This window comes from Chryseobacterium antibioticum (genome assembly GCF_012927325.1).
GTDB lineage: Bacteria > Bacteroidota > Bacteroidia > Flavobacteriales > Weeksellaceae > Chryseobacterium > Chryseobacterium antibioticum.
Window position 1 is genome coordinate 1 of the sequence record NZ_JABBGI010000040.1, and the last position, 13,978, is coordinate 13,978.

General features: G+C 34.5%; 16 protein-coding genes. 12 read left to right on the plus strand and 4 right to left on the minus strand.

The features are described 5' to 3' along the window. The first annotated feature begins 130 nt into the window (after nucleotides 1–130). The 3 genes from HHL23_RS20740 (at nucleotide 131) to HHL23_RS20750 (ending at nucleotide 2,727) form a co-directional block, all read left to right on the plus strand. The gene (locus HHL23_RS20740) at nucleotides 131–1,324 is read left to right on the plus strand and encodes an ATP-dependent nuclease (RefSeq protein WP_317174726.1); all 1,194 of its coding nucleotides are present in this window, start codon (nucleotides 131–133) and stop codon (nucleotides 1,322–1,324) included. Then, a complete protein-coding gene (locus tag HHL23_RS20745; RefSeq protein ID WP_169236650.1) occupies nucleotides 1,309–1,695 on the plus strand; it encodes a UvrD-helicase domain-containing protein in 387 nt (128 codons plus the stop codon). Before HHL23_RS20740 ends, HHL23_RS20745 begins: the two co-directional genes overlap by 16 nt. 204 nt (nucleotides 1,696–1,899) lie before the next feature. Further along, on the plus strand, nucleotides 1,900–2,727 hold the full coding sequence (locus HHL23_RS20750) for a UvrD-helicase domain-containing protein (RefSeq protein WP_394354165.1): 828 nt from the start codon (nucleotides 1,900–1,902) through the stop codon (nucleotides 2,725–2,727). Here the strand turns inward: HHL23_RS20750 and tnpA are convergent. Beyond that, nucleotides 2,708–3,160 carry an IS200/IS605 family transposase gene (gene tnpA / locus HHL23_RS20755; protein ID WP_169233696.1) on the minus strand — a complete coding sequence of 151 codons (453 nt, stop codon included), beginning with the start codon at nucleotides 3,158–3,160 and terminating at the stop codon, nucleotides 2,708–2,710. The two genes, HHL23_RS20750 and tnpA, sit on opposite strands and share 20 nt — an antisense overlap. Before the next feature lie 119 nt (nucleotides 3,161–3,279). Here tnpA and HHL23_RS20760 point away from each other — a divergent pair, with 119 nt between their 5' ends. Then, on the plus strand, nucleotides 3,280–3,927 hold the full coding sequence (locus tag HHL23_RS20760) for a hypothetical protein (RefSeq protein WP_169236651.1): 648 nt from the start codon (nucleotides 3,280–3,282) through the stop codon (nucleotides 3,925–3,927). A gap of 3 nt (nucleotides 3,928–3,930) precedes the next feature. Continuing rightward, entirely contained in the window at nucleotides 3,931–4,989 is a 1,059-nt protein-coding gene (locus tag HHL23_RS20765; RefSeq protein ID WP_169236652.1) for a nucleotidyltransferase domain-containing protein, read from the plus strand. Nucleotides 4,990–5,058: 69 nt separating this feature from the next. Here the strand turns inward: HHL23_RS20765 and HHL23_RS20770 are convergent, their stop codons facing one another. Both HHL23_RS20770 and HHL23_RS20775 read right to left on the minus strand, forming a co-directional pair. After that, nucleotides 5,059–5,403, minus strand: coding sequence for a TfoX/Sxy family protein (locus HHL23_RS20770; RefSeq protein ID WP_169236653.1), 345 nt, complete (start codon nucleotides 5,401–5,403; stop codon nucleotides 5,059–5,061). A 215-nt stretch (nucleotides 5,404–5,618) separates the two neighbouring features. Beyond that, nucleotides 5,619–7,898, minus strand: a complete 2,280-nt coding sequence (locus HHL23_RS20775) for a polyribonucleotide nucleotidyltransferase (protein WP_169236654.1) — start codon at nucleotides 7,896–7,898, stop codon at nucleotides 5,619–5,621. 452 nt (nucleotides 7,899–8,350) lie between these two features. On the opposite strand from HHL23_RS20775, the gene HHL23_RS20780 reads away from it, so the two are divergent. Both HHL23_RS20780 and HHL23_RS20785 read left to right on the plus strand, forming a co-directional pair. Continuing rightward, nucleotides 8,351–9,772, plus strand: coding sequence for a sugar MFS transporter (locus tag HHL23_RS20780; protein WP_169236655.1), 1,422 nt, complete (start codon nucleotides 8,351–8,353; stop codon nucleotides 9,770–9,772). 360 nt (nucleotides 9,773–10,132) lie between these two features. Further along, nucleotides 10,133–10,402 carry a DUF4260 domain-containing protein gene (locus HHL23_RS20785; protein ID WP_317174728.1) on the plus strand — a complete coding sequence of 90 codons (270 nt, stop codon included), beginning with the start codon at nucleotides 10,133–10,135 and terminating at the stop codon, nucleotides 10,400–10,402. 56 nt (nucleotides 10,403–10,458) lie between these two features. Here the strand turns inward: HHL23_RS20785 and rpsO are convergent, their stop codons facing one another. Beyond that, nucleotides 10,459–10,728, minus strand: coding sequence for a 30S ribosomal protein S15 (gene rpsO, locus HHL23_RS20790; RefSeq protein WP_169236656.1), 270 nt, complete (start codon nucleotides 10,726–10,728; stop codon nucleotides 10,459–10,461). Nucleotides 10,729–10,903: 175 nt separating this feature from the next. Between rpsO and HHL23_RS20795 the strand changes: the two genes are divergently transcribed. From HHL23_RS20795 to mgtE, 5 genes are all read left to right on the plus strand, one after another. Continuing rightward, complete coding sequence (locus tag HHL23_RS20795; protein ID WP_169236657.1) at nucleotides 10,904–11,455, plus strand: pyruvate decarboxylase; 552 nt, start codon at nucleotides 10,904–10,906, stop codon at nucleotides 11,453–11,455. Between the two features lie 330 nt (nucleotides 11,456–11,785). Then, nucleotides 11,786–11,932, plus strand: coding sequence for a bacteriocin-like protein (locus tag HHL23_RS20800; protein ID WP_169236658.1), 147 nt, complete (start codon nucleotides 11,786–11,788; stop codon nucleotides 11,930–11,932). Between the two features lie 191 nt (nucleotides 11,933–12,123). Next, nucleotides 12,124–12,264: a bacteriocin-like protein gene (locus tag HHL23_RS20805; RefSeq protein WP_169236659.1), complete on the plus strand. Its 141-nt coding sequence runs from the start codon at nucleotides 12,124–12,126 to the stop codon at nucleotides 12,262–12,264. Nucleotides 12,265–12,298: 34 nt separating this feature from the next. Then, on the plus strand, nucleotides 12,299–12,463 hold the full coding sequence (locus HHL23_RS20810) for a bacteriocin-like protein (RefSeq protein WP_169236660.1): 165 nt from the start codon (nucleotides 12,299–12,301) through the stop codon (nucleotides 12,461–12,463). A 174-nt stretch (nucleotides 12,464–12,637) separates the two neighbouring features. Beyond that, a complete protein-coding gene (mgtE, locus tag HHL23_RS20815) occupies nucleotides 12,638–13,960 on the plus strand; it encodes a magnesium transporter (protein ID WP_169236661.1) in 1,323 nt (440 codons plus the stop codon). The last annotated feature ends 18 nt before the right edge of the window (nucleotides 13,961–13,978 follow it).

A 13,978-nucleotide genomic window follows, 5' to 3' on the forward strand; every position in this document is an offset into this window, starting at 1 on the left:
GGTACGATCTCAGTTTCTATTATATCTTTGTCTAGTACTTGGTACATCATTGGCTTGCTTTCTTTTTTTATGTTTCGCAACACAAAAATAAGCAAGCCTTTTTTATAGGAAAAGTTTAAATGACTTCGTTGTGTCAGATTTAGAATCTAAACAATTATTTACCAATCATTCTAAAATTGTTTATGGTGAGGGTTCCAATAATCTCCCTGAACATTTAAACGGTTTAGGCTATGTAAACATTCTTTATCTATTACTTCAAATTGAGGTTAAGAAAAAATATTTTTTAGATGAAAAGAAAGATATTAATCTTTTATTTATTGAAGAACCTGAAGCGCATACTCATCCTCAAATGCAATACGTTTTTAGCCAAAAAATCCAAGAAATAATAAAAGAGATTAATAAAGAAGTTAATTTACAAACATTTATTTCCACACATTCTTCACACATAGTTTCTCAATGTAATTTTTCTGATTTACGTTATTTTAAACTTAAGGAAGGAAATATTATTATTAAAAATTTTTATACAGATTTAGAAATTAGATATAAAGGCGAAGAAGAATACTTTAAATTTTTGAAGCAATATTTAACTTTATATTCATCTGAGCTTTTCTTTGCTGAAAAAATTATTTTTATAGAAGGAACTACGGAAAAAATGTTATTACCTTATTTTATTAGTCAATATGATAAATTAGTTGTAGCTCCACAAAACAAAATATCATCACAAAATATTTCAATAATTGAAGTTGGGGCTAATTCAAAAGTATTTAAACACTTTTTGGAGTTTTTAGAAATAAAAACTCTGATAATTACGGATATTGATACCACTAAATTAGTAATAACTCCTGCTACAACAGAAAAAAAAGAAAGCTCAAGCAATGTTGCTTGTCCTGTAATTGAGGGAGATAATACTAGTAATTATTCTATCAAAGAATTTTTGAATATACCTGATAAGACTAAAGCGTCAGATATTGCCGAATGGTTCAAAAAACTTAAGTCAAATTCATTACAAGATGATTCTTATTATATAAAAATTGCTTATCAAATAGAAGAATTAGGATATCACGGTAGAAGCTTTGAAGATTCGTTTATTAGTTTGAATTTAAAAGAAATTATAAAATATAAAGATGATGGTATTCGTGGAATTCAGCATAAAGCTGACCTTATTGATTCAGTTACAGATTTTTATAATTTAACCCAAAATGTTTTAAAATCAGATGGTAAATCAGATTTTGCTTCATCACTACTATTCTTGGCTTTGACAGGTAAAGTTGAGTGGAAAACTCCAATATATATTAAAGAAGGATTACAATGGATAGCAAAATAACACCAATCGAACAAATAAAGCAGATTATTGATGACAATCAAAATGCTGAAAAAGAATTTAAAAATTTTGTTTTGCAAGGTGGAGCAGGAAGTGGAAAAACAGAATCCTTGAAGCAAATTCTTGAATACATTACTCAAAATTATCCTGATAAAAAGGGAGTTTGTATAACACTTACCAATGTAGCTGTTGATGAAATTAAAGCAAGAGTAGGAGAAAATAATAATTTCGTTGTTTCTACTATACATTCTTTCTTAAATGATTTAATTAAGAACTACAAAAAAAATATTCACGAAGTAATTTTTGAAATTTTTAAAGTCGAAAAGATCGTTAGAAATGAATTAATCATTGGTGAAGATGAAAAAGAATTTTAAAAAAACGAGCATGATAAATATAAAAAAATATACGGAAAATATTCAGGTAAACTATTTACGATAACTGGTGAAAAAACATCTAAAGTTACTGGTAAAAAAGACTATGACAATGATCCATTAAAATTCAATACGGATTTAAATGTAGAGGTTGATAAATTAAACCAAAAAATATTAGACGAAATTAAATCAATTGATTATAACAAAGTGAGATATAATGAAACTCGTTATAATAATTTTAAAGAATTGTCTTTTGCGCATGATGAATTATTGGAAATTGCATCCTTACTTTTTAAAAAACATGGATTATTAGGGAAGATTATTAGTGATAAATTTGACTTTATATTAATTGATGAATATCAAGATACAAATGAAAAAATAGTTGATATTTTTTTAAATTCAATACCTAAAAATAATAAAACAACAATTGGTTTTTTCGGCGATTCTATGCAGGGAATTTATGATAATGGAATTGGAGATGTTGAACGTGAAATTGCAGAAAAGAAATTAATTAAAATTGAAAAGGAAGATAATTTTAGATGTTCTGATAAAGTTATTCATTTTATAAATACGATAAGAAATGATGGATTAAAACAGGAATTGGCTTTAAAAAATGATGAAACATTGGAGGATAGAAAAGGAGAAGTTAAGTTATATTATTCTATTTATGGTAAGAAACCTACTAATAACAATAGTGTAGTGGATAAAGAAAATTACCTTGATACTCTTAATAAAATGATAGCTCATGTTTCGGCAGACAATCCTGAAGTTAAAAAATTAATGTTAACCAATAAATCCATCTCAAACGAGCTAGGTTTTAATATACTTTATCAAATATTCAATGATAGATATACAGAAGTTAAAGAAGAAATCGAAAAAACATTCGAAAGGATTCAATTAATTGAAATCTATGAATTATGTTCTGCTTACAAAAATAAAAACTATAATTTTGTACTTGCTAAATTAAAAAAGTGTGGTTTCGAAATAAACTACCCCGGGGCAGAGCCCCGAAGTATTAAAAGTCAAAAAGTGTAAGTTGAGCCTCATGCACTTTTTGATATTCTTTTTCTTTTCCTTGATTTTCTATATATTTTTTAATGACATCTTTGTTTCCATATTGACCTACTGTGTTTGCGTAATAACCACTTGTCCAAAAATTTCCACCCCAAAGCTTAGCTTTAACTTCAGGAAAACGTTTGAAAATCTCTTTAGCTGTGATACTTTTTACTTTCATACAAATTTCACTAATTGACAAATTTGGAACACTTTGTATCAAAAAATGAACATGGTTATCTTCATAACCAATTTCTAAAAAATGAATTTCATAGCGATGAGACAATTCAATACATATTTCTTTCAAGCCAGTTCCAACTTCTTCACTTATAACCGAATTCCTGTATTTCACAGGAAAAACAATATGGTAAAGAAGTAAGGTTTTATTATGTCTTTTCAAAATATGATCGTCCATAAATCAAAGCTACATCTTTTTATTCTTTTGAAAAACCATCCGTTTTTCAAACTTTTCCTCTTTTCACCCCGAGGCAGAGCCTCGAGGAATTCTTTAGATTAAAATCAGTTAGAGATAAAATGAGAATCAAAAAATTTTTTGATGCATTATTAAATTCAACGCAATCTACTAATCGGATTTTAAAATTTGCATTTAGCAACAAATTGATAAGTAAATCAGATTCATACAAACAATATATTTTCAATAAAGACGCTTTTCTTGAAAGTTTAAAAACAAACGATAGATTTAAGCAATTAGAAGCCTTATATATTGATGGTGGAAATACATCAGCCAGAATGATTGAAAAAGATTCAACAGTTTCAGATGAAGAGTTTGTGGAGTTTGATAAGAATCGTAAAAAGAAGAATTTTTATAACGAATTGTTCTCTGAAAAATTAAAATTCTCTGAAGTTTTAAATTACTATAATTACATAGATGAAAATATTATTTCAGATTATATAACAATGCATAAAACTAAAGGTTCTGGAATTGAAAATGTACTGATTGTAATGGACGAATATTTTTGGAATAAGTATGATTTCAAATCGATTTATAATGAGAGTGAGATAGATACTTTCAAAATACTTAAAAATAAAAAGCTATTTTATGTAGCTTGTTCAAGAGCAATAAAGAATCTTATTTGTATTAGATTAGTTTCAGACGAAGCAGAAGAAACAACATTACTAAGTTTTTTTAAAGATTTTGATATTGAAAAAATAGACTTATAATCAATGACCATCCAAGACTTAAAAAACAAAAACCTCATCCTCTTCGAAGCCATCTCCGGAAGCCGTTCTTTCGGGTTAGCTACAGAAAACTCGGATACCGATATCCGTGGGGTTTATTATCTGCCGAAAGAAGATTTTTTCGGACTGAATTATATCCCGCAAATCTCTAATGAAACCAACGACATCACCTATTATGAAATTGGAAGATTTGTAGAACTTCTGCAAAAAAACAATCCCAATATCCTGGAAATGCTGGCAAGTCCGGAAGACTGTATTCTTCAAAAAAATTCAATAATGGATCTCCTTCGTCCGGAGGATTTTTTGTCTAAATTATGTAAAGATACCTTTGCCGGATACGCTGTTTCGCAAATAAAAAAAGCCAAAGGGCTCAACAAAAAGATCCTTAATCCAATAGAAAAAGAAAGAAAATCGGTTCTTGATTTCTGTTATATTCTTGACGGTCCGGGGTCAGTTCCTCTGAAAAAATGGCTCTCAGAAAATGGAAAATTTCAGGAAAAGTGTGGCCTTACCAATATTGGGAATACCAAAGGAATGCATGCCCTGTTTTATGATGAATCAGGAAACTTAGATTATAAAGGAATCATCCAGCATGAGGAAGCCAATCAGGTTTCTCTGTCTTCCGTTCCTAAAGATGAAAAACCAACAGCTTATCTCTACTGCAACCTTGATGCCTACTCCACCTATTGTAAAGATTATAAAGAATACTGGAAATGGGTTTCCGAACGAAATGAAGACCGCTATAACGTCAATAAGGAACATGGTCAGAACTATGACAGCAAAAACATGATGCATACGATTCGTCTTTTGCAGTCGTGTGAGCATATTTTTAAAACAAACTCTTTACAGATCCGTGTAGACAACAGAGAGGAGCTGCTTGATATCAAAGCCGGAAACTGGTCTTATGAAAAAGTAATGCAAAAAGCTGAAGATCTGATCAAGTCTATAGAACATCATCATTCAGTTTCTCTCCTTCCCGATGATCCGGATATAAAAAAGACGGAAAAAATCTTAATAGAGATCCGTGAAAAATTATATTGTTAAATCTTAATATTCTTAATAACTCAACGTTACCTTAATGGTGAAATTTTAAAAGTGTTAGGAATATTAAGATTATTTTTTCTTTGAAGATTTGGCTATTGTATTGTAATCCAGACATATTTTTATCCAGTACTCAAAATCATCTTGTTTTTGAAACCCCACAGGTTCTACATAGCAATATCCTTTGAGCTGTTTTCCTTTCATGATCATGGGAAGAAAACCTATTCTTTCGGAAACTTCCTCTTCCAGATCAGGATGATAACGGCACATGAGATTATCATGACTCACATTGATACACATTTTATCATTGACCAAAAATGATAAGCCGCTGAACATTTTCTTCTCCCTGATCTCAAGATCAGGAATTTCTGAAAGCCGTTCGCAAACTCTGTCTGCAAGTTCAATACTGTAAGCCACAAAAAAATAATTTTATGCTTTAAATTTAATCAAAAGCGACTTAACTAAACATATTTTTTTCTTTTTAGTTGTTGTCAAATCACTCATATTATTTAATAGGTTTTAGCACAAACATCAGCATTATTTACCAGATCCGGGAAAAGCATAAACATTCAATTTTGGCACAAAAAAATCCCTCATTTCTGAGGGATTTCATTTATATATAAGATTTAATCTTAAGCTTCAGTTGAAGGATTTTCATTTTCCTTTGGCGCCTGCTCGGCTGGCCTTCTGTCTCCTTCCGGTCTGTCCTGTCTTTCTGGTCTTCTGTCACCTTGTGGTCTTCTGTCACCCTGTGGTCTGTCTTGACCTTCTGGTCTTGGCTTAGACTCAGGTCTTTCAGGTCTTGGTAACAAAACTTTTCTTGAAAGTTTCATTTTCTTACGATCATCGTAACCCATGAACTTCACCTCTACTTCGTCACCTTCGTTGTAAGGTACTTTATCAAGACGAGCCCATTCGATTTCAGAAATGTGAAGTAATCCTTCAGTTCCTTTTGCAATCGCTACAAAAGCTCCGAAATCCATTACTTTTACCACTTTTCCTTGATACACTTCACCTACTACCGGTACAAATGTAATCTCGTTGATTCTTGCAATCGCTGCATTGATTTTCTCTCTGCTAACACCAGAAATCTCAATTCTTCCGATTTCTCCTACTTCTTCAATAGCAATAACAGTATCTGTATCTTTTTGAAGCTGCTGAATGATTTTTCCACCAGGTCCGATAACAGCACCGATGAAATCTTTAGAGATCTCAAGCATTACCATTTTCGGAGCATGAGGTTTCACGTCTTCTCTTGGTACCGCAATGGTTTCAGTGATTTTATCAAGAATATGTAATCTTCCGTCTTTAGCCTGTAAAAGTGCTTTCTCCATGATATCCATAGAAAGTCCCTGGATTTTGATATCCATTTGACAAGCGGTAATTCCGTCTGCTGTTCCCGTTACTTTAAAGTCCATATCTCCCAGGTGATCTTCATCACCTAAGATATCAGAAAGAACAGTAAATTTTCCAGTCTTAACGTCTGTTACTAATCCCATTGCAATACCAGAAACTGGTTTTGTAATCTGAATACCGGCATCCATCAATGCTAAAGTTCCTGCACAAACAGTTGCCATAGAAGATGAACCGTTTGATTCTAGAATATCAGAAACGATACGGATCGTGTAAGGATTTTCTTCAGGAATCATGTTTGCCAAAGCTCTTTGAGCCAGGTTTCCATGTCCTACTTCTCTTCTTGAAGTTCCTCTTAAAGGTCTTGCTTCACCCGTTGAGAACGGAGGGAAGTTATAGTGTAAGAAAAATCTTTCGTCATAATTTACCATTACGCTGTCTACCATGTTCGCATCTTTCACAGAACCTAACGTTACCGCTGTTAAAGATTGAGTTTCACCTCTTGTGAAGATGGCAGAACCGTGAGCTCCCGGTAAATAATCTATTTCGCTCCAGATTGGACGAATGGTTTCAGGATCACGACCATCAAGACGGATTTTATCATTCAAAATCATCTGACGCATCGCTTCTTTCTCTACATCATGGAAATATACTTTAGCGAAAGGTGTTACTCTTTCTAATTCTTCAGCATTTTCAACATATTGAGCTAAAAATTCAGCCAAAACAGCTTTGAATTTTTCACCTCTTTCTTCTTTTGCTGAAGGTTGCTTAGCAACTTCATATACTTTATCATATGTTTCTTTCCACACTTTCTCACGGATAGCTTCGTCGTGATTTTCGTGGCTGTATTCTCTTTTTGGGAATGATTTACCTACTTTTTCAGCTAATCTTTCCTGAGCTTCAACTTGTTTTTTGATTTCTACATGAGCGAATTGGATTGCTTCAAGCATTTCCTGCTCAGAAATTTCTTTCATCTCTCCTTCTACCATTACGATAGAATCTTTAGTTGCTCCTACCATGATGTCAAGGTCAGCAATTTTAAGATCTGCATAATTAGGGTTCACAGAAAGTTCACCGTTGATTCTTACCACTCTCACTTCAGACATTGGTCCGTTGAAAGGAATATCTGTAATAGCGATTGCTGCAGATGCTGCAAGACCTGCTAAATCATCAGGAATTGACTGTCCGTCATAAGAAATTAATGAAATCATCACCTGAACTTCCGCATGGAAATCTTCAGGGAATAATGGCCTAAGAACTCTGTCTACCAAACGCATCGTTAAGATCTCCTGATCAGATGGTCTCGCTTCTCTTCTAAAGAAATTTCCAGGAATCTTACCTCCTGCGTAGAATTTTTCTCTGTAATCAACTGTTAAGGGTAGGAAATCTACACCTTCTTTTGCTTCTTTACTGGCTACAACCGTTGCTAAAAGCATGGTTCCGCCTATTTTTACGACTACAGAACCATCAGCCTGTTTTGCTAATTTTCCTGTTTCAATTGTAATTTCTCTGCCGTCTGCAAGAGTAATCGTTTCTGTAATTGCTTGAGGTATACTCATAAATTGTTTTGTGTTGCACTCCGTATTGAGTGCTTTAATTATTGATAGTTCGTCTAAATTTTCGTTTGCAAAGATAACGTATAATAATGAGATATTAAATTTTCAATCTCAGAAATAGTATGCGGAATTATAAGATTTTACCCTCCTATTTTATCGATGAAGTAAGAATTACTTACGAAATGTTCAACTTATTCATCATATTTCATACAATAAAAAGATTTTTTTTCAAAGAAAATTGATCGAAGAATCCAGCCATTTTCGTATTATTGTCTCAAAAAATGTAAATAATGTTTTTAAGAAAATAAAGACCGCCTATTTACGGAAAAAAACATCCGAAAAGTTGCAGAAAAACAGGCTACTGCCTTATATTTGCCACGCTTCTCAAAATATATATGCAGCAGACGAAATCAACTGAAAGAGCTTAACAATTCTTTTCAAATAAATAAATGTTTATGATCAATAAAGAAGTAAAAACACAGAGCAGAAATTATACGATCCCGTTAATCACGATCACCCTGCTCTTTTTTATGTGGGGATTCATCACCTGTATGAATGATATCCTGATCCCTTATCTGAAACAGCTTTTCAAACTCACCTTTTTCGAATCGATGCTGGTACAGTTCTGTTTCTTCGGGGCCTATTTTATCGGTTCCCTGATTTATTTCCTGATCTCTATTTCAAAAGGAGATCCTATTAATAAGGCAGGCTATAAAAAAGGAATCATGTTCGGTATATTTCTGGCGGCCTTTGGCTGTATTCTGTTTTATCCGGCAGCCACTTTTTCTTATTATCCTTTATTTCTGGGTGCTTTGTTCATTCTCGGGCTTGGTTTTACAGTACTTCAGATCACAGCCAATGCTTACGTTTCATTACTCGGCAGCGAAGAATCTGCGTCCAGCCGTCTGAATATGACCCAGGCTTTCAATGCTTTCGGAACAACGATTGCACCGGTACTTGGAGGACATTTGATCTTTGAATTTTTCTCTGCTCCGGACGGTTCGTTCAGTGCTGTGGCAACAAGAATTCCTTATCTGATTTTTGCAGGGATCTTATTATTAGTTGCGTTACTGATTTCGAGAGTGAAACTCCCTTCTTTCCAGACCCAGGAGGAAGAAATCGTAACAGGTTGGGGTGCCCTTAAGTTCAGTCACCTGAAATTTGGTGTTTTTGCCATGTTCTGTTATGTAGGCGGAGAAGTAGCGGTAGGAAGCTTTATCATCAGCTTTTTGGAGCAGCCTCAGATCATGGGTTTTAATGAGATCATCAGTAAAAATTATCTTTCTCTCTATTGGGGTGGTGCTATGATCGGCCGTTTTCTTGGGGCAATTTCTTTAAATCAGTCATTAAGCCAGAGCAAGAAAGCCATCTATATGCTGGGTGCGGCGGCGGCTGTTTTCCTTGTTATTTTCAGTATCGTAGACCTGAGCTTTTCACAGATCAGCTTTTTCCTGGTCTTCATTGCCCTTAATTTTGTAGCGTTCTTTATTGGTAAATCAGCTCCGGCAAGAACATTATCTATTTTTGCGGCAGTCAATGTTGTACTTCTTATCTCTGCAATGGTCAACCATGGTGAGCTGGCGATGTACAGTATTTTAGGAATCGGAATTTTTAACTCCATCATGTTCTCCAATATCTATACACTGGCTATTTCAGGTTTGGGTAAATATACCAGCCAGGGATCATCATTAGTGGTGATGGCTATTTTAGGCGGGGCTATAGTCCCTATTTTTCAGGGATATCTTGCCGATCAGTTTGGAGTACAGCATTCGTTTATTATTCCTGTATTCTGTTATCTGGTCATTCTTATCTTCGGAGCTTACTGCACCAAATATTTAGGGCATGTAGAAAGTACGGAAGCAAAATCAGGACATTAAAACCTTGCCGTCAATGATTGTGAATGGTGAATTGTCAATGGTGAATTTTACTGGCGATTGATTTAGGGTTGCAGAATTGTCCATTCACATTTAGAAAAGTTACCTGAGCTTGGCTTAGAATAAACAATTACTTCAGTAATAAACTGTTTTAATCAATACTATACAGTGAGATGTTTTAAAAACGTCTCACTTTTGTTTTTATGTACTATTTAAACCGTAACTTTTACATGAAACAAAACACTTATCAGATCATCAATACCTTTTATATGTATGAAGAGTCAATTACAGCTGGAATATTTTGCCTTTTTAGTATTGGGAGCCTTTGCTTTTGAGCAGACAGGGCTTTCCTGATGGTGGTTTATCGGCCTGTTTCTGGCTCCTGATATTTCCATGCTGGGATATGTCATTAACAATAAAGCCGGAGCATTCTGCTACAACCTTTTTCATCATCTGGGGCTGGCCATCGTTCTATATATTGCCGGAACGGTGTTTCATCTTCCCTATATACAGATGATTGGAGCAATCTTATTCTCACACTCTTCCTTTGACAGGATTTTGGGCTATGGGCTGAAATATCCGGACAGTTTTCAGAATACGCATTTGGGGAAAATAGGAAAAGACAAAAACTAAGGAAATAAAAAAAGCAACCTCTTTCGAAGTTGCTTTTATTTGAAAATCTTTGTAGATTATTTTCTTAAACCTAGTTCAGCAATAATTGCTCTATATCTTGCGATATCTTTGTTTTTAAGGTAATCTAGTAAACTTTTTCTCTTACCTACCAATTTCACTAGAGATCTCTCTGTGTTGAAATCATGACGGTTAGCCTTTAAATGCTGAGATAAGTGGTTGATTCTGAAAGTGAAAAGAGCAACTTGTCCTTCAGCACTTCCTGTGTCTGTTGCAGATTTTCCATGTTTCGCGAAAATTTCCTGCTTTTTTTCTGTAGTTAAGTACATTCCAATATTTGTTTAATGATTATTATGTAACGGCTGCAAATTTACAACTATTTTTTAATTCAGCAAAACATTATTGATTTCATGTATCAAAATTGATAGAAAAAAATGTTAAAAATTTCTTAATAAATTGTATGCTATCCAACGAAAAGGCAGTAATTTTGCATACGAATTACAAATGAGAAAAATTATATTCTTTACAGCAGTCAGCTCTTTTTTACTGATCGGCATCATTTCAGTGAAAGCACAGAAAAATGCAGATCATAAGGTAAAAAAAATCCTATACTTCAATCCCGAGGTAGAACCTGATATTGAAGAAATTAAAGAACCCACGAACCACGCTTTCTTCAGTGCTGTTTCCGATAACTTCAGCGGAAGAAGGAATAAAATGCTCAGAGCCGAGGTTCAGATCCCCTTCAACAGCATAGAAAAACAAACCATTACGGATTACTGTGTTAATAATGATGCTGATTTTGCCATTGTTCCCAAAGTAAGATATTTTAAGGTCGGAATTGGTAAATATGTATTCTCCAATCAGGTCGTTGTAAGCATGAAGCTTTTCGATGCAGGAGGAAATCTGGTGACTGAAACGGATTATGATACCTACCGGAAAAACATGCGTCTCTTAGGTTCTACCGAAAATTCTATTAAAATTGGTACAGATGGTGCTATAAAAGGCATTCTGAAAAAACTTCGGAAACTGAAACATTCCGAGGGAGCCGAGCTGTAAAAGTGAATGGGCAATTCTGCTACGCAGGTTAATAGGCAATTGATTGGCGGTTGTAAAAATTCACCATCTTTCGATGTTCCTTAAAGGTGAATGGGTAATTCTGCTGCGCAAGTCAATAGGCAATTGGTAGTCGTTAGCAAAATTCACCATTGACGATTCACTATTCACCATCTTTCGATCCATTTTATAGCTGCCTTCTCACAGTTATACTTTTCAAGAAAAGTAAAAAAACATTCAAACACCCTGATTACTAGTTAAATATTTTCATAACATGGTGAATAATATAATATTTTTTACTATTTTAGTTTTACAAATTAAAACTTTTACAATATGAAAAATTTAAAAAAAATCAACAGAGAGCAGCAGAAACAAATTAATGGAGGTGCCATTAATAGATGCAACAATACCAACAGACCCTGTTTCATAGGATGGTGCTGTAACGGAGTATGCTCACCTTATGCATGTATAGAACCTTAAGGATCATATCTTTTATTTAATCATTAAATAAATTGATATAAAAAATTTAAAGAGACTCAACAGAGAAGCAAAAACAAATCAATGCAACCAGACCTTGCACCATTGGATGGTGTTGCGAAGGAGTTTGTAGACCGTTTGCCTGCATTGAATTTTAAGATCTATATCTTTTTATTTAATTAAAATTATTGAACATGAAAAATTTAAAGCAACTCAACAGAGAGCAGCAAAGTCAAATCAATGGCGGAGCTATCCAAAAATGCAGCGTAACCCGACCATGTTTCATAGGTTTTTGCTGTCAGGGCGTTTGTATGGAATACGACTGTATTGAATAAATACAGATTTTTATTAATAATTAAAACTATTGATATGAAAAATCTCAAAAAACTCAACAGAAAAGAACAACAAAACATCAACGGCGGCGGAATGATCAAAAAATGCCAGACCCATACCCAATGTGGATTCGGAGAATGCTGTGACGGAGGCATGTGTCTGCCCTCGCCCTACCCTATGTGCGGACCTATTCTTGAATAATATAGGTATTTATGAATTTAAATTTAATTTTTTGACATCTGCTCCGGCAGATGTTTTTTCTATCCCAAAAGATGTTCTATCCTGCTTTATACTTTAATTAATCCTTAATTCTTCCAGTTTCTTTTTTAGTCTTAAAATTTTGAATTATTTTTGCATATCCAAAAAAACAACGTTTTGAATTCCAGAGACGAACTTATCTTTAATCCCGCCGACATTGCCGAAACTCTTAGCAGCCTTCCTGCTGACGAGAGGCTTCTCGCGTTTTTGAAGGTTCCAAAAGAATACAAAGCGGAGGTTTTTTCCCACCTTGACCCTGACTTCCAGGAGGATACCATCAGAAGCATTGGAAGTGAAGAGGTTTCTGAAATTCTGAACGGAATGACTCCGGATGACAGAACCGCCCTTTTTGAAGATTTCCCGGATGAGCTGATTAAGTATTCCATTAACCATCTTAATCCGCAAGAAAGGAGAATTGCTCTGAAGCTTCTGGGCTATGATTCAGATTCTATTGCCCGTCTGATGACGCCTTATTACATCCAGATCCGTAAAGAATGGACGGTAAAAAGATGTCTTCAGCAGATCAAAAAAGTTGGAAAAAGAGTGGAAACCATGAACCACCTTTATGTAGTGGATGAAAGAAACCGTCTGATTGATGATATTGCTTTAGGAAGCCTTCTTTTGGCCGAAGAGGATACTTTGATTTCAGACATGACCGACAATCATTTTGTGGCGATCACTACGGTTACTTCAAAGGAGGATGCAGTAACCTATTTTGAAAAATATGACAGAACGGCTCTTCCTATTATTACTGAGGCCGGCGTTCTTGTAGGTATTGTAACCATCGATGATATCCTTGACCAGATCGAACAGCAGAATACGGAAGATATTCAGAAATTCGGGGGTCTTGAAGCCTTAGATGATCCTTATACGCAGACTTCTCTGATGGAGATGATCAAAAAAAGAGGAATGTGGCTGATTATCCTTTTCTTCTCAGAAATGCTGACCGCTTCTGCAATGGGCTATTTTGAGGATGAAATTCAAAAAGCCGTAGTCCTTGCGTTATTTGTGCCGCTTATTATTTCCAGTGGGGGAAATTCCGGATCTCAGGCTGCAACGCTTATTATCCGTGCCATGGCTCTTCAGGAAATCGGACTTAAAGACTGGTGGTATGTGATGAAAAAAGAGATTTTCACAGGGCTAGCGCTCGGCGGTATCCTTGGTGCTATTGGCTTTTTAAGGATTATGGTATGGCATGAAGCAGGATTCTTCAATTATGGAATGTACTGGCCTTATGTAGGTTTAAGCGTAGGGGTTTCTCTCGTTTTGATTGTTCTCTGGGGAACACTGTCAGGCTCTATGGTTCCCTTTATTCTGAAAAGGTTAAACCTTGACCCTGCTACTTCTTCTGCCCCATTTGTAGCCACTCTGGTAGACGTTACCGGTCTTATTATTTATTTTTCCGTAGCCGGACTTTTCTTAACAGGAAAACTTTTGTAATTTAGGCAGACAAAGTCT

What these genes read in the sequence shown, in the direction of transcription:
- HHL23_RS20745 (WP_169236650.1), top strand. Translation starts at nt 1,309, where the DNA reads ATGGATAGCAAAATAACACCAATCGAACAAATAAAGCAGATTATTGAT.
- tnpA (WP_169233696.1), bottom strand. Translation starts at nt 3,160, where the DNA reads ATGGACGATCATATTTTGAAAAGACATAATAAAACCTTACTTCTTTAC.
- HHL23_RS20760 (WP_169236651.1), top strand. Translation starts at nt 3,280, where the DNA reads ATGAGAATCAAAAAATTTTTTGATGCATTATTAAATTCAACGCAATCT.
- HHL23_RS20765 (WP_169236652.1), top strand. Translation starts at nt 3,931, where the DNA reads ATGACCATCCAAGACTTAAAAAACAAAAACCTCATCCTCTTCGAAGCC.
- HHL23_RS20775 (WP_169236654.1), bottom strand. Translation starts at nt 7,898, where the DNA reads ATGAGTATACCTCAAGCAATTACAGAAACGATTACTCTTGCAGACGGC.
- HHL23_RS20780 (WP_169236655.1), top strand. Translation starts at nt 8,351, where the DNA reads ATGATCAATAAAGAAGTAAAAACACAGAGCAGAAATTATACGATCCCG.
- rpsO (WP_169236656.1), bottom strand. Translation starts at nt 10,728, where the DNA reads ATGTACTTAACTACAGAAAAAAAGCAGGAAATTTTCGCGAAACATGGA.
- HHL23_RS20795 (WP_169236657.1), top strand. Translation starts at nt 10,904, where the DNA reads ATGAGAAAAATTATATTCTTTACAGCAGTCAGCTCTTTTTTACTGATC.
- HHL23_RS20800 (WP_169236658.1), top strand. Translation starts at nt 11,786, where the DNA reads ATGAAAAATTTAAAAAAAATCAACAGAGAGCAGCAGAAACAAATTAAT.
- HHL23_RS20805 (WP_169236659.1), top strand. Translation starts at nt 12,124, where the DNA reads ATGAAAAATTTAAAGCAACTCAACAGAGAGCAGCAAAGTCAAATCAAT.
- HHL23_RS20810 (WP_169236660.1), top strand. Translation starts at nt 12,299, where the DNA reads ATGAAAAATCTCAAAAAACTCAACAGAAAAGAACAACAAAACATCAAC.